21 protein-coding genes are annotated in these 19,014 nt (G+C 71.1%); 8 read left to right on the top strand and 13 right to left on the bottom strand.

Annotation, left to right across the window (positions count from 1 at the left end; genetic code table 11):
* Window positions 1–923, bottom strand: a 923-nt coding sequence (locus AB0K82_RS05885; protein WP_364393224.1) for a neutral zinc metallopeptidase, incomplete at its 3' end; no start/stop codon positions are given.
* Between the two features lie 319 nt (window positions 924–1,242).
* Window positions 1,243–2,220: a neutral zinc metallopeptidase gene (locus tag AB0K82_RS05880; RefSeq protein WP_364393222.1), complete on the bottom strand. Its 978-nt coding sequence runs from the start codon at window positions 2,218–2,220 to the stop codon at window positions 1,243–1,245.
* A 187-nt stretch (window positions 2,221–2,407) separates the two neighbouring features.
* On the opposite strand from AB0K82_RS05880, the gene AB0K82_RS05875 reads away from it, so the two are divergent.
* On the top strand, window positions 2,408–4,066 hold the full coding sequence (locus AB0K82_RS05875) for a DUF2207 domain-containing protein (protein WP_364393221.1): 1,659 nt from the start codon (window positions 2,408–2,410) through the stop codon (window positions 4,064–4,066).
* Between the two features lie 15 nt (window positions 4,067–4,081).
* On the opposite strand, the gene AB0K82_RS05870 is transcribed toward AB0K82_RS05875, so the two are convergent.
* Both AB0K82_RS05870 and AB0K82_RS05865 read right to left on the bottom strand, forming a co-directional pair.
* On the bottom strand, window positions 4,082–5,002 hold the full coding sequence (locus AB0K82_RS05870) for an asparaginase (RefSeq protein ID WP_364393219.1): 921 nt from the start codon (window positions 5,000–5,002) through the stop codon (window positions 4,082–4,084).
* Window positions 5,003–5,079: 77 nt separating this feature from the next.
* Window positions 5,080–5,910 carry a 3-keto-5-aminohexanoate cleavage protein gene (locus tag AB0K82_RS05865; protein WP_364393216.1) on the bottom strand — a complete coding sequence of 277 codons (831 nt, stop codon included), beginning with the start codon at window positions 5,908–5,910 and terminating at the stop codon, window positions 5,080–5,082.
* 101 nt (window positions 5,911–6,011) lie between these two features.
* On the opposite strand from AB0K82_RS05865, the gene dtd reads away from it, so the two are divergent.
* A complete protein-coding gene (gene dtd, locus AB0K82_RS05860; protein WP_364393215.1) occupies window positions 6,012–6,455 on the top strand; it encodes a D-aminoacyl-tRNA deacylase in 444 nt (147 codons plus the stop codon).
* A 48-nt stretch (window positions 6,456–6,503) separates the two neighbouring features.
* Here dtd and AB0K82_RS05855 read toward each other — a convergent pair whose 3' ends face one another.
* Together AB0K82_RS05855 and AB0K82_RS05850 are read right to left on the bottom strand one after the other, a co-directional pair.
* Entirely contained in the window at window positions 6,504–6,938 is a 435-nt protein-coding gene (locus AB0K82_RS05855) for an ATP-binding protein (protein WP_364393214.1), read from the bottom strand.
* Window positions 6,939–7,056: 118 nt separating this feature from the next.
* Window positions 7,057–7,380: a hypothetical protein gene (locus tag AB0K82_RS05850; protein ID WP_364393213.1), complete on the bottom strand. Its 324-nt coding sequence runs from the start codon at window positions 7,378–7,380 to the stop codon at window positions 7,057–7,059.
* A gap of 190 nt (window positions 7,381–7,570) precedes the next feature.
* On the opposite strand from AB0K82_RS05850, the gene AB0K82_RS05845 reads away from it, so the two are divergent.
* The 3 genes from AB0K82_RS05845 (at window position 7,571) to AB0K82_RS05835 (ending at window position 9,396) form a co-directional block, all read left to right on the top strand.
* Window positions 7,571–8,428, top strand: a complete 858-nt coding sequence (locus AB0K82_RS05845; protein WP_364393211.1) for a helix-turn-helix transcriptional regulator — start codon at window positions 7,571–7,573, stop codon at window positions 8,426–8,428.
* A 14-nt stretch (window positions 8,429–8,442) separates the two neighbouring features.
* Window positions 8,443–8,553, top strand: coding sequence for a DUF397 domain-containing protein (locus AB0K82_RS05840; protein WP_364393209.1), 111 nt, complete (start codon window positions 8,443–8,445; stop codon window positions 8,551–8,553).
* 294 nt (window positions 8,554–8,847) lie between these two features.
* The gene (locus AB0K82_RS05835; RefSeq protein ID WP_364393206.1) at window positions 8,848–9,396 is read left to right on the top strand and encodes a GNAT family protein; all 549 of its coding nucleotides are present in this window, start codon (window positions 8,848–8,850) and stop codon (window positions 9,394–9,396) included.
* A 67-nt stretch (window positions 9,397–9,463) separates the two neighbouring features.
* Here AB0K82_RS05835 and AB0K82_RS05830 read toward each other — a convergent pair whose 3' ends face one another.
* The 4 genes from AB0K82_RS05830 to AB0K82_RS05815 form a co-directional block, all read right to left on the bottom strand.
* Entirely contained in the window at window positions 9,464–9,916 is a 453-nt protein-coding gene (locus AB0K82_RS05830; protein ID WP_364393204.1) for a hypothetical protein, read from the bottom strand.
* Window positions 9,917–10,006: 90 nt separating this feature from the next.
* A complete protein-coding gene (locus tag AB0K82_RS05825) occupies window positions 10,007–10,969 on the bottom strand; it encodes a glycine cleavage T C-terminal barrel domain-containing protein (RefSeq protein ID WP_364393202.1) in 963 nt (320 codons plus the stop codon).
* A 10-nt stretch (window positions 10,970–10,979) separates the two neighbouring features.
* Window positions 10,980–11,396 (bottom strand): Fur family transcriptional regulator, encoded by a 417-nt coding sequence (locus tag AB0K82_RS05820; RefSeq protein ID WP_345355580.1) that lies wholly within the window; start codon window positions 11,394–11,396, stop codon window positions 10,980–10,982.
* 475 nt (window positions 11,397–11,871) lie between these two features.
* The gene (locus AB0K82_RS05815; RefSeq protein ID WP_364393200.1) at window positions 11,872–12,357 is read right to left on the bottom strand and encodes an FABP family protein; all 486 of its coding nucleotides are present in this window, start codon (window positions 12,355–12,357) and stop codon (window positions 11,872–11,874) included.
* An 89-nt stretch (window positions 12,358–12,446) separates the two neighbouring features.
* Between AB0K82_RS05815 and AB0K82_RS05810 the strand changes: the two genes are divergently transcribed.
* The 3 genes from AB0K82_RS05810 to AB0K82_RS05800 all read left to right on the top strand — a co-directional run bounded on the left by AB0K82_RS05810 (window position 12,447) and on the right by AB0K82_RS05800 (window position 14,246).
* Entirely contained in the window at window positions 12,447–13,172 is a 726-nt protein-coding gene (locus AB0K82_RS05810) for a GIDE domain-containing protein (protein WP_364393198.1), read from the top strand.
* A 62-nt stretch (window positions 13,173–13,234) separates the two neighbouring features.
* Entirely contained in the window at window positions 13,235–13,873 is a 639-nt protein-coding gene (locus AB0K82_RS05805) for a GIDE domain-containing protein (protein WP_364393196.1), read from the top strand.
* A gap of 10 nt (window positions 13,874–13,883) precedes the next feature.
* Window positions 13,884–14,246, top strand: coding sequence for a DsrE family protein (locus AB0K82_RS05800; protein ID WP_345355592.1), 363 nt, complete (start codon window positions 13,884–13,886; stop codon window positions 14,244–14,246).
* 128 nt (window positions 14,247–14,374) lie between these two features.
* Here the strand turns inward: AB0K82_RS05800 and AB0K82_RS05795 are convergent, their stop codons facing one another.
* The 3 genes from AB0K82_RS05795 to AB0K82_RS05785 form a co-directional block, all read right to left on the bottom strand.
* Window positions 14,375–15,799, bottom strand: a complete 1,425-nt coding sequence (locus AB0K82_RS05795) for a metallophosphoesterase family protein (protein ID WP_364393194.1) — start codon at window positions 15,797–15,799, stop codon at window positions 14,375–14,377.
* A 174-nt stretch (window positions 15,800–15,973) separates the two neighbouring features.
* On the bottom strand, window positions 15,974–16,375 hold the full coding sequence (locus tag AB0K82_RS05790) for a VOC family protein (protein WP_364393192.1): 402 nt from the start codon (window positions 16,373–16,375) through the stop codon (window positions 15,974–15,976).
* 185 nt (window positions 16,376–16,560) lie between these two features.
* Window positions 16,561–16,944, bottom strand: coding sequence for a thermonuclease family protein (locus tag AB0K82_RS05785; RefSeq protein WP_364393190.1), 384 nt, complete (start codon window positions 16,942–16,944; stop codon window positions 16,561–16,563).
* Window positions 16,945–19,014 lie beyond the last annotated feature (2,070 nt).

Genomic DNA, 19,014 nt, shown 5'->3' with positions numbered 1-19,014 from the left:
GGGGACATCACCAAGTGCACGTATGACACCAGCGGATTCTCCGTGAAAGCCCGGGCGACGGAGGCTAAGCCGACGCCGACGCACTCCAAGACGCCTGTGGCCGCCCAGGTGTTGCAGGTCGAGGTCGTGCCGTGGGTGTACCCGAGCTGGACCCAGCCGCGGTAGTGCGCGTCCGTGCCGTGGTCCCGCTGCTCGAGCGGGCGTCCGTCGTCCCCGCGCTCGTACGAGTCGCGCAGCGCCACCGCCCACTGCTCGGGCGTCACGGGGAAGGTCCCGCGCACCGAGCTCATGAACACGCCGGACAGGCACTGGGCCTGCAGCTCGCTCCGCTTGGTCACGGCGTTGCGGGCCAGGGTGCTCGTCGCCGCGGCCCGCTCCCGCTGGCTGTAGTCGAGGATCCCGGTCTGGTCCTGGATCGCGTGACCGTACTCGTGCGCGACCTCCCGGGCGTACGCCACGTTGTAGCGCACCGGCATCCCGCCGGCCGCCTTCTGCGCGTCGGTCACACCGATGTAGATCGAGGCGTTGCTCGGGCAGTAGAACGCGGCGACGCCCGGCGACGGGTACGTGCCGCAGGGGCTCGACCCCGACGTCGACCAGAAGACCCGCGTCGGCGCGGTGAATTTCAGGCCCGCGCGAGCGAAGCCCTGCCCCCATGCCTTGTCCAGGCAGTCGGTGGTCCCGTTGAGGAAGGCCCGGAACGACGCCGGGTCGCCCTGGGTGATCTGCCGTCCCCGGCAGCCGTCGGAGGGCAGCCGGCCGACCTTGTACAACGGGCTGTCGGCGGCGTTCTGGGACGGGGCGGTGGGCGCGCTGACCGGCGGCCGGACCGGCGTGTACGCCGGCCTGCTGATCAGCTTCAGCGCCATCGAACCGCCGACCCCGACGATCGCGAGGAGGCCGAGCACGCCGACGACGCGCACGCCACCGCCGCCTTTCCGCCGGCGCGGCGGCGCGTACCCGTATCCGGGAGCGGGGTAGGGCGGCCGGCCGTGTCCGGGACCGTACGGCGGCCTGGGCGGCGGACCCTGCGGACCGTACCCGGGACCGTGGGCGGGCGGCCGGCCATGGCCCTGGGGGGCGCCGTAGCCCTGGGGTGTGCCGTACCCCTGAGGAGGGCCGTAGCCCTGCGGGGCGCCGTACCCCTGGGGGCCGCCGTAGCCTTGGGGGCCGCCGTGGCCCTGGCCGTGACCCCGGGGCGGGGGTCCCCATGAGCCGGGTCCAGCCATCACTCTCCTCCTGTCAGGAAACGTCCGAGGGGGCAGCCGTCCACGTGTTGCAGGACGACAGGACGCGTTGCGTGTAGCCGCGGGCCACCCAGCCCGCGTAGTGCGCTTCGGAACCGTGGTCGGCCGGCTGGTCCGCGTCGCCGCGCGCCCGCGCGTCGGCGAGGACCGCCTCGTACTGCTCGGAGGTCATCGGGAGGCTGTCGCGCTCGGCCGACAGGAACGCGCCGGCGAAGCACTGCGCCTGCAGCTCGATGCGGCGGCTGACCTCGTGGCTCGTGGCGGGGGCCGAGGCCGCCATCAGCGCGTGGCCGTACTCGAGGATCCCCGCGTCCTCCTGGACGTGGTGGCCGTACTCGTGCGCGATCACCCGGGCGTACACGCCGTAGTGCGAGACCGGTTCGCCGCCCGCCGTCTCCACGACGTCGTCGAGGCCGACGTACAGCGTGTCGTTCGCCGGGCAGTAGAACGCCGCCGCGCCGGGGGCCGGGTAGGACCCGCACGGGCTGGTGCCCTTCACGCTCCAGAAGATCCGGTGCGGCGCGGCGAATCCCGGCACGGCCGCCTTGGCGAACTGCCGCCGCCACGCCTCGTCCAGGCAGTCCGACAGCCGGTCCAGGAACGCCCGCATCGACTCCTCGTCGTGCTCCCGGATCCGGGGCAGCGCGCAGCCGACCGGGTCGAGCGGACCGCTCTGGTAGAGCGGTCCGGCCAGCGCGGCCTGCCTGCTGCCGGCGCGCGGGGCGCCGTCGGCGGTGCCGATGCCCGGCGTGGGACGCCCCGGACCGGCCAGCGAGTAACCGACGATCGCGACGACGCACAGCGCGGCCACGCCGCCGAGAACGCCGACGACCGTGCCGGCCGTGCTCCGCCGCCGGGGCGGGCGGCGTGGGGGCAGGTAGCCGAGGTCCCGCGCCGGCCGACGCCACAACCGGGACGGCGGGCCGTACGGCTCCGGACCGCCCGGCGGACGCCGCCGATAGGGACTGACCACTGTCGTCCGTTCCTCCCCCTGAGACCGGGCACGCCGGGCTCCGCGCGGGAGGGGCGACCGCGACGAGAATCATCCCATATCACCGAAAACGGCGATCACTTCACAGGAGCGTTTCCGGCCTTTCACACGAACCGTCAGTGCCGCAGGTCACGCAGGGGGCCGCTCTTCACCGGTACGCTGTGCGGCCATGCTGGTTCGCACGCGGCTCCTGATCGCCCCCCTCGTCGCCGCCGGACTCCTCACCGGCGCGGCTCCCGCGTCGGCGGCCTCCGCGCAGGTCGTCAAGGACACCGTCGCGATCACGGTCGCGCCCGACGGGTCCCTCCAGGTCAAGGAGACGGTCACCTACCAGGGGGCCGCGCCCGCGCGCACCCTCATCCGCCGTAAGCACCTCAACGACCGGCAGGACCGCCGGTACGACGTCGCCGACCTCAAGGGCGGCACACTCCAGAACCAGGGCGACCGCGCGACCCTCCGGGTCTCCGGAGGCGGCGGCGCCGGACAGCGGACCGCGCAGCTCTCCTACACCGTCAAGGGCGCGATCACCCCCGAGCGAGGCGGCGAGCAGCTCACCTGGGTGGCCGCGGGCGGCTGGCACGTCCCGGTCGGGCAGACCCGGGTGACCGTCGAGTCCAGCGCGGTCGTGCAGAACCTCAACTGCTTCGCCGGCGACCTGTCGAGCACGATCGGCTGCACCCAGTTCTTCACGAACCACACCCACACCCAGGCGGACTTCCGGCAGGAGGAACTCCAGCCCGGCGAGTACGTCACGGTCATGATCGGTTACCCGGCCGGCACGACCAAGGGCGAGCCGATCGTCGAGCAGCGGCACACCGTCACCACCGCCTTCACCGTCAACGGGCTCACCGGCGGCACGCTCCTCGGCCTGCTCGTCCTCCTGCTCGGCGGGGTCGCCCTCCTCTACGTCACCCGGGGCAGGGACGCGCGCATCGTCAACAAGAAGGCCGCCGAAGGAGATCAGGCGCCCCTCGACTCGACGGGGTTCGCCCCGCCGGACGGCGTGCGGCCCGGCCAGATCGGCACGCTCATCGACGAGCAGGCCGACGTCGTCGACGTCACCGCGACCATCATCGACCTGGCGGTGCGCGGCTACGTCCTGATCGAGGAGCTGCCCCGCGAGACGTACGGCCGCATCGACTGGCAGTTGCGCCGCCTGCGGCGCGCGCCGGACGACCTGCTGCCGTACGAGCGGATCCTGTACGACGCCCTGTTCACCGGGCGCGACGTCGTGGCGCTGTCCGAGCTCGGCGGCACCTTCGCCGACCAGCTCGCGGCGGTGCGCGGCGCCCTGTACGAGGACGTCGTCCGGCAGGGCTGGTTCACCCGCCGGCCGGACTCCGAGCGGACCCGCTGGACGACCATCGGCATGATCCTGGCCGGCCTCGGCGTGGTCGGCACGATCGTGCTGGCCGTCTACACCAACCTCGCCCTCATCGGCCTGGCCCTGATCATCGCCGGCGCCGCGCTGGCCGTCGGCGGCCAGTACATGCCGGCCAAGACGGCGCGCGGCGCGACCGTGCTGGCGCACACGCTCGGGTTCCGGGCGCACCTGTTCCGCGGCGAGGTCCCGGACGCGCCGGCCGGTCACCGCGTGGCGCTGTTCTCGCACTACCTGCCGTACGCGGTGGTGTTCGACGTCGTCCAGCGCTGGGCGCAGACGGTGGCCGACGTCGGCGCGGGCAACAGCGGCCCCTCGGACAACCTCTACTGGTACGAGGGACCGGCCGAGTGGGACCTGTCGAACTTCGCCGAGTCGATCCGCAGCTTCACGCTCGCCACCTCAGGAGCGATCTCCGCCTCCCGGCAGTTCCGCAGCCTCTCCTGAAGGTCCCGGAGACCGTCAGAGACCGACCGCGCGGATCTCGCCGACGATCCCGTCACCGCCGTGCAGGGGGACGGTGGCCAGCTCGTCGGGGACCTCCGCGCCGAGGGCGCGCAGCGTCGCCACGGTCACCGGCGTACGGGCCCGCATCGCCCCGTCGTCGATCTTGATCGCGCCGGCGCGCCCGTCCGCGAGCGCGAACGCGTCGACGCCCTCGGCCCCGCACTTGACCAGCAGACCCGGCACGGCGACCATGAGCCGGCGCTCGTCGCGGTGGGTGCCGGAGGTCCACTCCGGGTGGGCGCGCATCGCGTCCGCCAGGCGCCGCTCCGGGGTGCCCGGCTCGGCCGTCACGATCGCGCGCAGCGCCCGCGCCACGCCCGTCAGCGAGACGGCGAACAGCGGGGCACCGCACCCGTCCACGCCGGTCGCGGCCACCCGCTCGCCGGTGAGCTCCTCGACCGTCTCCCGGATCGCCAGTTGCAGGGGGTGGTCGACGTGCAGGTACGACTCCGTCGGCCAGCCGTTCACGACACAGGTGGCGAGCATCGCGGCGTGCTTGCCCGAGCAGTTCATCCGCAGCCGCGACTTCTCGGCCCGGACGGCGACCTCCAGGTCGAGCGGCCACTGCGGCGGGCACTGAAGGGCGTCCGGGGTGAGCCCGGCGTCGGCGAGGATCTTGCGGGCGCCCTCGACGTGGAAGTCCTCACCGGAGTGGCTGGCCGATGACAGCGCGAGCAACTCGTCCTCGAGGGCGAGCCCGCTGCGCGCCATCGCGACCGCCTGTATCGGCTTGTTGGCCGACCGGGGGAAGATCGGCTCGTCCGGGGACCCGACGGTCACCGCCGGTGAGCCGTCGACGGCGAGCGCGGCCACCGATCCCCGGTGCCGGGACTCCACGAATCCGGAACGTTCCACTTCGACGAGGACGGGGTGCATGCTCTCTCTTCGGGGGGTCGGCGGTCGGCTGGGGTTGCTCTCGAGACAGGCGGAGAGTGCTCTCGGGGCGGACGGCGTCAGCTCGGGCGCGGCTTCACGCCCAGGAACGACCGCGCCTCGTCGGCCGGCATCGGGTCACGCTGGGCGATCCGCGCCAGGGTCGCCGCACGCTCCACGAGCTCGGCGTTGGCCGTCACCGGCCGTCCCTTGGCGTAGGTCAGCGTATCCTCCATGCCCACCCGCAGATGACCCCCGGCCGCCAGCGCCGCGTACATCACCGGCAGGCTCGTCCGGCCGATCCCCGTCGCCGACCACGTGGCCCCGGCGGGCAGCGCCTCGACCGCCGCGACCAGCGTCCGGGCGTCCCCCGGCATCCCGCCCGGCACGCCCATGACCAGGTCGCAGTGCACGTGTCCGCCGTACGGCGCGCCGTACTTGTCCAGCAGCCGGTGCAGGGACGCGATGTGGCCGAGGTCGAACAGCTCGAACTCCGGCACGACCTGGCGCTCCTGCGTCCGCTGGTACAGCTCGACCATGAACGGCCACGGGTTCATGAACACGTCGTCGCCGAAGTTCACGGTGCCGCAGGTCAGCGAGCAGCCGTCCGGCTCGGCGTCGAGGACCCGCAGCCGGTGCTCGTACGGGTCGGTGACCGCGCCGCCGGTGGACAGTTGCACGATGAGGTTCGTGCTCGCGCGCAGGGCGGCGACCGTGTCGCGCAGCCGCGCGAGGTCGAGGGTGGGCCGGGCCTCGGCGTCCCGGATGTGCACGTGGATGACGGCGGCGCCCGCGGCCTCGCACTCCTTCGCGGTCTGGACGAGCTCGTCGAGCGTGACGGGCAGCGCCGGCGCGTCGGCCTTGTCGGTCTCCGCTCCGGTGGGCGCAACTGTTATCAGCGTTCTGGCCATGGACAGCATGATTTCAAGACCAGAGCCCATTTGGCGAGAAAATCTTTAGCAAAGACGCCTCCTGGGCGCCGACGGGACCGCGTACGGCAGAATGCGGTGGCGTGCGAGCCGTCGTTCAGCGTGTGAGTCGGGCCGACGTGACCGTCGAGGGTCAGGTCGTCGGCGCCATCGACGGGCCGGGCCTGCTGGCCCTCGTCGGCGTGACCCACGACGACACCCTCGAGCAGGCCAGGAGGCTGGCGGCCAAGCTCTGGGGGCTGCGGGTCTTCGACGGCGCGACGGAGGGCGCGCCGGAGGCGTCCTGCTCCGACCTGGGCGCGCCACTGCTCGTGATCAGCCAGTTCACCCTCTACGGCGACACCCGCAAGGGGCGGCGGCCGTCCTGGATCGCCGCGGCACCCGGTCCCGTGGCCGAGCCCCTCGTCGACGAGGTCGTCGCCGAGCTGCGCCGCCTCGGCGCCCACGTCGAGACCGGCGTCTTCGGCGCCGACATGAAGGTCTCCCTGCTCAACGACGGCCCCATCACCCTCATCCTCGAGATGTGATCAGGTTTTAATGCAGCTAAGCGGCGGCCACGTCATTCCGTTGTCCCATCACTTCAGCACGCACCACACGACCTTGCCACCGGTCTTCGGCCAGCGGTAGCCCCAGCGCTCGGCAAGGGCTTCGACCAGGAGCAGGCCACGGCCGCCCTCGTCGGTCTCGGTTGGCCGCTTCAGGCGCGGCGGCTGCGGGTCGCCGTCCCAGACCTCTATGACCGCGTAGCCGCTGTCGCCGTAGCAGCAGACAGCGATAGTCCGCAGCTTGCCCCAGGCCTTTGCCCAGTCGACGCGCTCCTCGACGATGCCCACGGCTTTGACCGCGTTGGTCACCAGCTCCGATGTGATGATGTTCGCCGTCGGCGCCAGGTGGGCCTGGTCGTAGAGCTTGAGCCGCTGGGCGACGTACTCGCGGGCGAGACGTGCTGCGCTGGGCATCGCGGCCAGCGGCAGACAGTTAGGGTTCTCGCCGATCCGGGGAACGGTCATGGCACGTACGCCTTTCCGAGGGATGGGAGCGCAGGGCCGGTGCCGGAGCCGGAAGGCTCTCCTGAGCGGAGTGCGTCCCCTCACAGCCGCCTCCGCTTGGCGGCACCGGCCCTGCGGTCTAGGGGTGCCGGTGGTCGCCGTGTCGCAGCAGCCAGGCCAGGCGGGCGGTGATGCGCTGCGGGTTGTGGGCCATGCCGAGGTAGATGCCTGAGAAGCCATAGACCGCAGGCGCGCAGAGCAGCGGCAAGCGGTCGATGTAGAGGTGCGTGCCGTAATGACTGGCCGGCAGGTTGACCAGCAGCATCGGCCGGGCGACGGCGTGCGGGCCAAGCATGATCCAACCGATGCCGACGCGGTCCAGATGCGGTTTGAGCTGGTCGAAGACTTCCCGGTCTTGCCGGGAGTACGTGGCGGCGCTGGCGGCCCTGCTGATGACCTTCATGACATCCCTCACGCTCCGTGTTCGCCTGCAGCCATAGCGTGGCATTCGGCGTGCTCGCCTATGATGACCTCTCAACGGTGAAGAACGCAATCGTTGCGAACACATTGATGGTGATCGAGCGGATTCACTTGAGTCCAGGTACGTTGAACCGACAGACTCAGCGGCGGTACGCGCCACGAGAAGGAGCCTGATGCCCGGTCGTCCGCAGCCGCCCACCGCCCGCTTGCGCCGGTTGGCGGCCGAGTTGCTGCGCCTGCGTAAGACCGCCGACCTCAGCCGGGAGGCGGTGGCCGAACAGACCGGCATTAACAAGGCGACGCTGTACCGCATCGAGACGGCGAAGGCTCGTCCGCAGGCCCGCACGCTGAAGGCACTGCTCGAGCTGTACGCGGTGGACGAGGATAAGCGCGACGAGCTGACGGTGCTGCTACGCGAAGCCAACCAGCAGGGCTGGCTCCAGACGTTCAGTGGCGAGCTACCCGACCGCTACAGCACCTACATCGGCTTTGAGTCGGAAGCCGCCAAGCTGCTGACCTACGAAGCTCTGATCATCCCTGGTCTGCTCCAGACCGAGGACTACACCCGCGCACTCATCCGCGGCATGATGCCGGACGGCACCGACGAAGAGATAGAGAACCGCGTCGCAGCCCGCATGCAGCGGCAGCAGGTGCTCGAAGGTGGTCAGCTACGCCTGTGGCTCGTCGTCGACGAGGCGGCACTGCGGCGCAGCGTCGGTGATCCGGTGGTGTTGCAGGCGCAGCTCGAGCACATGCAGCAGGTAGCCAAGAAGCCCAACGTGACGTTGCAGGTCTTGCCATTCGAAGCGGGACCGCATCCCGCCTTGCTCGGAGCGTTCGTCATCCTGAAGTTCGGCGAGCTCGGCGCACCTGACATGGTCTACATCGAGAGCGAGGCCGGCGACCTGTTCTTGGACGATGAACCGAGCGTTGAGCGATACGACAACACCTTCGAGCACCTACGGGCCACCGCGCTGAGCGCCACGGCTTCCGTGGAGTTCTTGCGGCGACTGGCCCGGGAAATACCGTGAGAGGAGTGTGCGGGATGAACGAGCCCGACCTGTCCCGCGCATCGTGGCGTACCAGCAGCCATAGCGGCGCGAATGGGAACTGTGTCGAGGTGGCAGTGGTGGAGACGAGCGAAGACGACGGCTGAGATAGCCCAGAGAAATGAGCAGCCCGCGCCGATCAGGCACTGGCGCGAGTCAACCGAGGTGACCTGGACGGCGCGGCCGAACCCGCTGCGTCCGGTCCTGGACGTGCCACCCGACCAGCGAATCGGCATCCTGGCCAGCGTCATGCGCGCACATGAGGCACTGCGGGGCACCGCATACCGGACAGCACTCATCACCCGTGATCTGCAACTGCAGATCGAGTCTTACTGCCCGGCGCCCGCATCGGCAGCCCTGCCCCGCGGACGTTAGGCTCCCAACTCGTGTACCCGGTCACGGTGAGAGGGGACCGCGTCGGCCTGCGGGAGTTCACCGCCGACGACGTCGACGCGGTCCTGGCGATCTATGGCGACCCGGTCGCCACCCGACACCTTAGTTTCGAGCCACGGACCCGCGATCAGGTCGAGGCCACCATCACCGCCGTGACCAACGCCGCCCGCGCAGAGCCACGGACCGAGTACTCCCTCGCCGCGACTCTGCCCTCGACCGGTGAAGTGATCGGATTCGCTCGCCTAGCCATCGATACCCAGCACGCCGGTCAGAACAGCGCCCAGATCGGCTTCGCGCTCCGCCCAGATACCTGGGGCCGAGGATTGGGCGCCCAGACCGTCGAGCTGCTGCTCACACTCGGGTTCGGGCACCTCGGTCTACACCGAATCTGGGGCGCGCGCTCCCCCGACAACACCACCTCCGACCACCTCATGCGCAAACTCGGCATGATCATCGAAGGCCGTATCCGCCACCACCTCCTCATCCGCGGAGCATGGCGGGACTCCATCGTCCACTCGATCCTCGAAGACGAATGGCGGGCCACCATCCAAACCTGAGCGGCCCCGACCTCTCAAGTGGAACTGATCACGGCCGATGCGCCGGCGGAAACGCCGTGCCTTGAAGTCAGGAGCTCAGGCCGGTCACGGCGAGGACGAGCGCGACGATCGTGCCGATGGCGGCGAGGGCGAGGAGGTTGCGGTCGTTCTCCGCCAGCTTGGCGCGGACGCTCGGGGAGTAGACGACGACGCCCGTGTCGCGGTTCGGGTCGGGCGCGGACTCCCGCTTGAAAGGGTTCGGCAGCCGGACCGCGCCCCACAGGGCGTCGTTCTTCACCTGCTGGTGCGCGGCGGAGCACGCGAACAGGCGCCCCCGGATCGGCTCGTGGCAGGCGAACCCCTGCCGGGTCATCACCCGGCACACCGTCGGCACGAGCGAGAACTCATACAGGCACCAGCACAGCAGCGCGATGAGCGCCAGCCGCCACGACGTCAGCAGCACGGCGGCCACCAGCAGCACGCCGATCCCGATCCACCAGACGTAGCCGGGTTCGCGAACCCGCCGCCGCCGTCGCCCCATGTGCTCTTTCCTCGTCGAGGTCTCTTCCGACGGAGAAAACCCTGCCATGCGCGCCGCCCATCATGATCCGGTTCTCGGCGATTTACGGACTTATCGGCGTCGAAGATCGATTTTGGCGTTGGCTCCGGTGTCCGGGGAAACGACGACCTCCTGCGCGGCCGCGACCCCTCCGGCCAGCAGCGGCTCGTCGACCGGGATGTTGCGTTTGATCAGACCGAGGGCGATCGGGCCCAGCTCGTAGTGCCGGGCCGCGGAGCCGACGAAGCCGACCGTACGGCCGCCGGCCTCGATCGGCTCGCCGTGCGCCGGCAGCCGGTCGACGCTCCCGTCGAGGTGCAGGAACACCAGCCGCCGGGGCGGGCGGCCGAGGTTGTGCACCCGGGCGACCGTCTCCTGGCCGCGGTAGCAGCCCTTGTCGAGGTGGACCGCCACGTCGATCCATCCGACCTCGTGCGGGATCGTCCGGTGGTCGGTGTCCAGCCCGAACCGGGGCCGGTGCGCGGCGATCCGCAGCGCTTCGTACGCCCACAGGCCCGCCGGCCGCGCGTGCCAGTCGCGCTCCAGCTCCTTGCGGGGCACGATCAGGCCGTCCGTCGTCACCAGGGCGTCCGCGGGCGGCTCGGCCCCGCTGAGCGTGACGACGGCGTACGCGTCGGACTCGTCGGTGACCTCGGCGTCCAGCGTGAACTGCATCATGTCGAGGAAGCGCGCCAGCTCCGGCGCCGTGCCCGGCTCGACGTGCGCCCAGACCGCCTCGCCGTCGTCGACCAGGGCGAGGTGGTGCTCCACGTGACCGTGCGGGCTGAGCAGCAGGGCCTCGGTCGGCGTGCGCGGCGGCAGCGCCTCGAGGTGCTGGCTGGTCAGGCTGTGCAGGAGGCGAAGGCGGTCCGCCCCGCCGATCCGTACGACGCCGCGGTTGCTCCGGTCGACGATCGCCGCCCCCGACGCGAGGGCGCGCTGCTCGGCGAACGGCTCGCCATAGTGCGCGGCGACGCCCTCGTCCGGCGGGTCGGCCGGTACGGCCCCGGGCGTGCTCAACAGCGGGCTGTCCATGACCGTAAGACTACGTCTTCCGGCAGTCGCGGCAGCGGCCGTAGACCGTGAGGTGCTGCACGTCGGTCTCGAAGCCGTACTCCCGCTCCAGGACGTCGACCAGTCCGTTCGCGACGGTCGGGGTGACGTCGTAGACCTCGCCGCACCCCCGGCAGACCAGGTGGACGTGGTCCGCCTCGGTGGCCAGGTGGTAGGTCGGCGGCTTGTGCCCCAGGTGGGTGTGCTTGACCAGCCCGAGCTGCTCGAGCAGCTCCAGGGTCCGGTAGATCGTGGAGATGTTGACGCCGCGCGCGGTCCGCTGCACCTCGGTGCAGATCTCCTCGGGGGTGCCGTGACGCAACGCGGTGACCGCCTCCAGCACGAGCTGGCGCTGCGGGGTCACGCGATAGCCCCGCGCTCTCAGCTCCTCGTGCCATGGTTCCGCCACGACGCCGAGTTTATGTCCCCCGGCCGCCTTCCCGCCGGGCCTCACGACCGACCGGCGAGGCGAAACCTCCGGAAAATCCACTTGCCATCGGCTCGGCGGGAACCTAATCTGCGGGCTAAGCGGGAAAGGAGGTGGTCCGAAACTTATGCATAGTACGAGGACTCGTGAGGTGGCTGTCCGTTAGCCGCTGTCCCCCCTCAGCCTCGCCCCGACGCGGGTGAGGCGACCGGCCGAGGACGCGGCCGGCGAATATCAGGCAGACACCCGACCCCCGGGCCGGTCGACCCAGTCCTGTCGACCCCTGCGCGAGCAGGAGCAGCCCGGGGGTCGTCCTTTTCTCCGGACGACCCGACCGCAGAGCCTCCAGTGCCCTAGGTCGCTCCCGGGAGCCGGGTCCGGTTCTCCCGGCGGCCCCCGGCGGACTCTCCGGAACGATCCCGCGGCAGGACGGCTCCGGCCCGGCTCCTCGTGAGGCTCAGGACACGCGCTTGAGCTGGGCCGACAGGTGCGACTGCAGGCCCTGCCCCTCCGCCGCCATGTCGTACGCGTAGCCGAGATCCTCGCCGATCAGCCCGTACAGCCGCTTGCCGGCGGTGTACTCCTTCGCGGTCTCGGTGCGCGCCACGACGTCCGTGGCCAGCTCGACCCGGTTGAACGCCGCCTGGCCGACGTAGATCTCGGCGATGCCCGTCGGGTGCGCCAGGACCAGCTCGACCTTCCCGCCCGGGTGCGCGCGCCAGTAACCGCTCTCGCGGGCAAGGGGAGCCGCGAGGTTGCCTTCCTCGTCCAACCGCCAGGTACGGCTCGTGTAGATGAGGTACGGCTTGCCGATGTGGCTGAAGGAGATCTCCTGTCCGAAACGGAAGCTCTCGATCGTCGGATAGCCGCCGACCCCGGCCCCCTCCCAGTCTCCGAGGAGGAACGCCAGCGGTTCGAGGTCGGGATGCAGCTCAGGTTCCATGTTCGGCCAGCGTAGTGGCCTCCGCCCGGAGCGACGACACCGCGCGGAATGCAGGATGATGCCCGGAATGATCCCTCGGAGGTAACGGCGTGCTCTACCCCTCGATCCTTGTTCTCCTCGGCGTCGTGGCCCTCATCTGGGCGTACTTCCAGCAGCGCAAGCGTGACGCGATGCTCGCGACGCCGACCCGTACCTGCGCCGAGATCGCCGAGTACGACCAGCCCGTCACCTGCGAGGTCAAGGGCACGGCCGGGCCGGGGCCGCAGGGGCCGGTCAAGGCGCCGTTCTCGGGGCAGCCGTGCGTCTGGCATCGCACCAAGGTGACGGTCCGCTACGAACACCATGAGCGGCGCGACGGCAGGACCGTGACGACGACGCGCGAACGGACCGTGCACGATCAGACGTACGGAGCGCCGTTCAGCGTCCGCGACACGACCGGGGAGATCATCGTGATCCACGGAGGCCGGTCGGTCGACCATGTCACGAAGTCCCTGTCGCACTTCGAACGTGCGGGCACCGACGTCGACCTGTTCGGGCTGCGCCTGCGGGTCAACCTCAGCAACGTCAAGGGCCACCAGTACGAGGAGTGGCTCATCCCCGCCGGCCAGCCGATGTACGTTCTGGGCGGAGCGGCGGCGGAGAACGGGCGGCTCGTCATGCGCGAGCCCGCCGAGGGGCCGTTCCTCATCTCGACGCGGTCGGAGGAGGCGTTGTCGGCGGCACTGCGAATCCGCTTCCTCACCGGTTACATTCTCGGCGGGGCGGTCATCGTCGGCGGCCTGATCTGGCTTGTGGTGGACTTGATCAACGGGTGAACCGTTCGTTCCCGCACCACGTCTGATGGTTCCGCGTTCGAGGAGGACGGTTGTACGCGCTCATGACACTGATCACAGCCGGAGTCGAGGCGGGCGCCGACGCGATGGCCAAGACGATCGGGAAGGCGCGCCGCCGGCGGGCCATGGACGCCGCCGAACCTCTCACCGACAACCTCCCCGGCGCGCCCCGCGAGGTCAGCGGGCGCGCGGTCGCCGGCCCGGCCGGACCGGTGACGGCGCCGCTGTCGGGGCGGCCCTGCGTCTGGTACTCCATCACCGTCTCCGAGCGCTACTGGGCCTGGCGGCCCGGCCCCCTCGGCCCGACCAAGGTCATCCGCCACTCGACGACGGCCGAGCTGATCAGCGGGCCGCTGCACGTCACCGGAGAGACCGCCGCCGTACGCGTCGACGCGCGCGGCGCGGACCTGGAGCTCGGCGAGCCGGCGTTCGCGGAGTTCGAGGACTCGCCGCGCGGTCCGCTGGCCGCGCGCCTCGCGGCGCTGCTGGGCGCGCCTCCCCGCCCGCGGCACCGCGACCGGACGATCGGCTTCCTCGTGGAGGAACGCGTCGTCGTGGCCGGTGAGACGCTTCGGGTCGTGGGGGCCGCTCGTACCGAATTGGGAGACCTTGTTCTTGGTAAGAGCGGGCTGCGGCCACTGATCATCTCGCGGAGCGTGCCGGTTTCCGGCCCGGGCGACTAGTCTGCCGGATATGGCACGATCACTCGTCATCAAGGTGACGGCGGGCGCCGACGCGCCCGAGCGCTGCAACCAGGCGTTCACAGTCGCCGCGGCCGCCGTCGCCAGCGGCGTCACCGTATCCCTCTGGCTGACCGGCGAATCATCCTGGTTCGCGCTGCCGGGCCGGGCCAAGGAGTTCGAACTGCCGCACGCGACCCCGTTGGAGGACCTGCTCGGGATCGTGCTGTCGGCCGGCAGGGTCACGGTCTGCACGCAGTGCGCGGCGCGTCGGGACATCACCGACGACGAGGTGCTGCCCGGCATCCGCATCGCGGGCGCGCCGACCTTCGTCGAAGAGATCATGACCGAAGGCGCCCAGGCCCTCGTCTACTGACCCCGGACGGCCCCGGCCCACGTGCGTAGCGGCACGCGTCAGTGCGCCGGAGGCAGGCGTCAGTGCGCCGCAGAGGCGGGTGTCAGTGCGCCGCAGAGGCGGGTGTCAGTGCGCCGCAGAGGCGGGTGTCAGTGCGCCGCGCGCAGGCCCGACAGGTCGCGGGCGGTCACGCTGTTGCGGTCCGCGACGGACGGACCGAACGAGAACTGCGGCCACAGCCCGTCGATCTCCTGCCGGCTGCGTTCGCTCCACTCCCTGGCGAGGTCGTCACGGGTCTTGTAGAAGTTCAGGGCGAACCCGCCGCTGTGCACGCGCAGCAGGTTGAAGCCACCGGGGTACTCCTTGGTCGCGCCCACCTCCTGCTGGGTCACGTGCCGGCTTCCCGGCAGCACCGTCCGCTTGTTCCGGTGCGTGTGGCCCGCGTGGTGCAGGAACACCCCGGGCGTCCGGTCGTACGCCGCCATGATCGCGACCGTCTGCCCGACGTTCAGCGAGGTGCCGCCACTGACCGCGAGCGGGTCGTCGAGGGACAGCAGCGGGTGGTGGCCGAACACGAGCGTGGGCTGGTCCTTGTGCGCCTTCAGCTCCGCCTCGAACCAGGCGAACTGCTCCTGGGACAGGCCGCCCGCGTCTCCGCCGTTGCCCGGCTTGTCGTAGGTGTCGAGCCCGATGACGCGCAGGCCGGCCAGCTCGTCGCTGAAGTACGTCGGCCCGTCGGAGAACACGTCGCGGAAACAGTCGTGCCCCTGCCACCGACCGACCTGGCAGGCGGCGTACGCGGAGCCGTCGTGCGCGCGGTCGTGGTTGCCGCGGGCGACGAGGTAGTCGCGGCGGTAGGTGCCGAAGCCGTCGAGGATCCGCTTGGCCTCGTCGAGGTCGCCGGGCACCGCCTCGGAGGAGACGTCACCGGCCGCGAGGAGGTACGTCGCGCCGCGCCGCCGCGCGTCCCGCACCATCGCCTCCGCCATGATCTTCGGGTACGGCGGTCGCCCCGGCACCTGCGAGATGCCCTTGAACGGCAGGCCGCCGACCAGCCCCGCGACGGTCTCGCCCAGGTGCAGGTCGTTGCAGAGCGCGATGGCGAACAGGAACCGTCCGGGCGGCGGCTGCGGCGTCGTGAAGGAGAAGGTGTCGCCCCCCAGCGGCGTGCCGGCGGCTCCGGCCACCGAGGTCTGCGACGCCGTCCGCCCGCGCGAGCGCGCCTGGTAGTAGTACGTCCGGCCGGGCTCCAGGCCGGTCACCTCGACGTAGTGGTACGGCGTCTGGCCGGTCTCGCCGACCACGCGGGTCAGCCGTCCGGGCCGCGTGCCGATCCTGACCTCGCCGTCGGCCGCGGCGGGCCGCATCCGCCCGAGCCCGTCGTCGGTTCCGGCGACGCCGGTGTACCACGTGAAGATGGCGCTGGTCTCGGTGAGGGTGACGAGTTCGAGGTTGACCGGCCGTACGTCGGACGCGCGCGCCCGTGTCTCACCGATCATGGAGGTGAGCGCGAACCCGGAGATGATCGCGCTCAGGCGGAACAGGTCCCGACGGCCGGGCCGACAGCAGAACATGGGCCGGACGCTAGGCCGCCGCGAAGCGCGGGTCCATAGCGGCACAGCGACAACACCAGAGTCAGGCCACACCCGGCCATCACGGTCGACGTCGGTGGGGGCCCTGGTCTCGCGAGCGATCCGCTCGCGAGACCAGGGTTTTCCCCATGCTGTGGACAAGGTGACGCCCAGCCTTTATCGAGGCTGGCTCTCCCCGCCCGGGGTGACCCACTCGACGAGTTGCACGATCACCCCGTTCGGGTCGGTGACCTGGAACAGCCGCTCTCCCCACGGCTCTTCGCGCAGCGGCATCGTGATCGTGACCCCCTCCGCGCGCAAGCGGGCCTCTTCGGCGGCCAGGTCGGTGACCACGAGCGCGATGATGAGCCCGGCCGCGTGCTGGTCCCGGAAGCCCTCCGGAAGCACCTCGATCCCCCGCCGCAGGAAGACCACGTCCATCGCATCGTCGTCGCGGTGCAACGAGACGAACCCTTCGGCGGACATCACCTCCTCGTACCCGAAGTGCGTGGTCAGAAAGGCGGCGGACGCCGCGACGTCATCGACGGTCAGCGAGACCGCTGACGCGGTGACCTGCAATGGACTCCCCTTTCACAGTTACTCCGTACATCGTACGACGTACAGCGTACTGAATAAGTTCCCATCGTCACCGCGATCGGCGGCAGACACCCCGATGCCGGAGCGCGGGCCGCCGTCCCGCCTGCTCGGCGACGGGATGGGGCCGGTCGCAGCGGATCACCGGCACAGCCCGCGCCCGCGGCGGATCACCGACAGGCGCCCCACAGCCCCGCGCCAGCGCGGCGCGCCGCGGCCTCCGCCGCGCCCAGCACCGCGGCGTAGCGGGTGTTGGGCGAAATGACCAGCGCGCGAGCAAATCCACTCCGCACCAGCTCCGCGGCGACGAGACGACCCCTGCTCGTCCACAGGTGAAGGAGCCGCCGGCCGAAGCGGTCGTACGGCTCGCGGTCGGACACGACGCGCATCTCGGCGCCGACCGGGGCCAGCCGACGGAGCGCACGGGACGCCTCGACGCCGAAACAGTCATGGCGCGCCCAGGTCTCCGGCGCATCCACCCCGATGAGCCGGACCCGCCGACTCCGGCCCCCGATCCGCAGCACGAGCGTGTCCCCATCGACGACGCGCAGCACACGCGCGGCCCCCGCCCCGGACGGCGGCCCGGGCCCGACTGCGCCCGACTCCGCCGGCCCCCCGACGCCACTCCCCGCACGCGGCGGCGCGGGCCGGGCTCCACCCGCCCTCGGATCACCCTCCGGCCACCACCCGGCGGTCCGCCGGTGAGGTGGCGACCCGCGCCCGGCTCCACCCACCTCCACGACCCCCTTCGACAACCGCCCGGCGGTCCGTCCCGCAGGCGGTGGCCCGGCATGGGTTCCACTCACCCCCATCGCGTCCTCCAGAAGCCACGCCATGGTCCGCCCCGGGCCTGTCGCGAGGACCGCGCAAAGCGCCGCGAGCGTCCCCGCTCCAACGAGAGCCCATCTCCCCATGACGAGAAGTGTCCGACAGGACACCGACAGTCGCCGTCCGCCGATTGCGGCGACCGCTGGTCACGGCGGTGTCGAACGGCCAGCGTGGCTACCGAAGCACTCGGCAAACGGCGATGAAACAGCCCGTTCGCCCCGCTTCCCCGCCCCAAGCCGGAGCCCTTCACCGAGCATCCGGCACGCCTCCCCCGCCGCCGAGGACCGATCGCGAGGACCGCCGCGTGGAGGCGACAGAACAGACGGCCAGCAAAGCCGCCGAAGTGCCCGGCAAACACCGCCGGAATGGCCCATTCGCCCCCTTCGCCCTTTCGCCACCCCGAGCTGGAGCCCGTCACCGAGCACTCGGCACGCCTCCCTCCGCAGCCGCCGGATCGCTCGGCAAACGCCGGTGGATTGGCTCGTTCGCACCACTTCATCCACCCCGAGTCGGGGTCCTTACCGAGCGTCCGGCACACCTCACCTACAGCCGCCGGGATCGGCAGGCGAAGCCCCCAATGCGGCCAGCGAGGCCGGCCGACGAGCCCGGGGACCAACGGAGGGAGCCGCCATGCGGTGCGACGCCGGACGGCCAACGAAGGCGGCCGAACCGCTCGGCAAACACCAGTCGAACGACCCTTTCGTCCCGCTTCGAGACCTCTAGCGAGGGCCCTTCACCGCACCTTCCGTACGGCCGCCCCCGCCGCCAGAGACCAACCGCGCGGACCACCCTGCGGAGCAGCCGAACCGCTCGGCAAAGGCCCGTGAAATGGCCCGTTCGCCCTGCTACGCCGCTCCGAGCCAGGGGCCTTCACCGCGTTCGGCACGCCTCACCCGCAGCCGCCGGGTCGGCGGGCTAGACCGCCGCCCGTAACCGCCGGATGCGGCCGGAAACCGACGGAGAGAACCGCCGTGCGGCGACGACAGTGGCGACAGCGGGACGGCCATCGAAGGCTCGTGAACCGCCCGGCAAAGACCAGTCGGATGGCCCTTTCGTCCCGCTTCGGGACCTATAGCCGGGGTCCTTCACCGAACCTCCCGTACGACCGCCCCCGCCGCCAGAGACCGATCGCGCGGACCACCGCGCGGAGCGGCCGAACCGCTCGGCAAAGGCTCACGGAATGGGCTGTTCGCCCTGCTACGCCGCCTAGAGCCGGGGTCCTTCACCGAGCATTCGGCACGCCTCGCCCGCCGTCGGGGACCAGTCGCGAGGACCACCATGTAGAGGCGACAGCGCGGACGGCCAGCAGGCCGCCCGCCCGGTAAAGCCCCATGGGATGGCCTGTTCGCCCCACTTCGCAACCTAGAGCCGGGGCCCTCCCCCCGAGCGTTCGGCGCGCCTCGCCCGCAGCAACCAAGGATCGGTCGCGAAGACCACCGGAGGTGACAGTGCGGACGACCTGCGGAACCGCCCGACCGCTCGGCAAAGGTCCGTGAAATGGCCCGGTCGCACCGCTTCGCCACCCCGAGCCGGAGCCCTTCACCGAGCGTTCGGCACGCCTCGCCCGCAGTCACCTTGTCGGTAGGCGAGGCCCCCGCCCGGAGCCGTCAGAGGCGGCCGGCCAGGCCAGTCGACGCGACTGGAAACCGGCGGAGAGAACCGCCGTGCGGCGACGACGGCGGCGGCGGCCAACGAAGGCGGGCGAACCGCTCGGCAAACGCCGGTGGAATGGCTCGTTCGCACCACTTCACCGTCCCAAGCCGGGGTCCTTTTCCGAGCGGTCGGTACGCCTCGCG

The sequence above is a fragment of the Actinoallomurus sp. NPDC052274 genome (assembly GCF_040679475.1).
Taxonomy (GTDB): Bacteria; Actinomycetota; Actinomycetes; order Streptosporangiales; family Streptosporangiaceae; genus Actinoallomurus; species Actinoallomurus liliacearum.
This window is presented reverse-complemented; position numbering and strand designations above follow the sequence as displayed.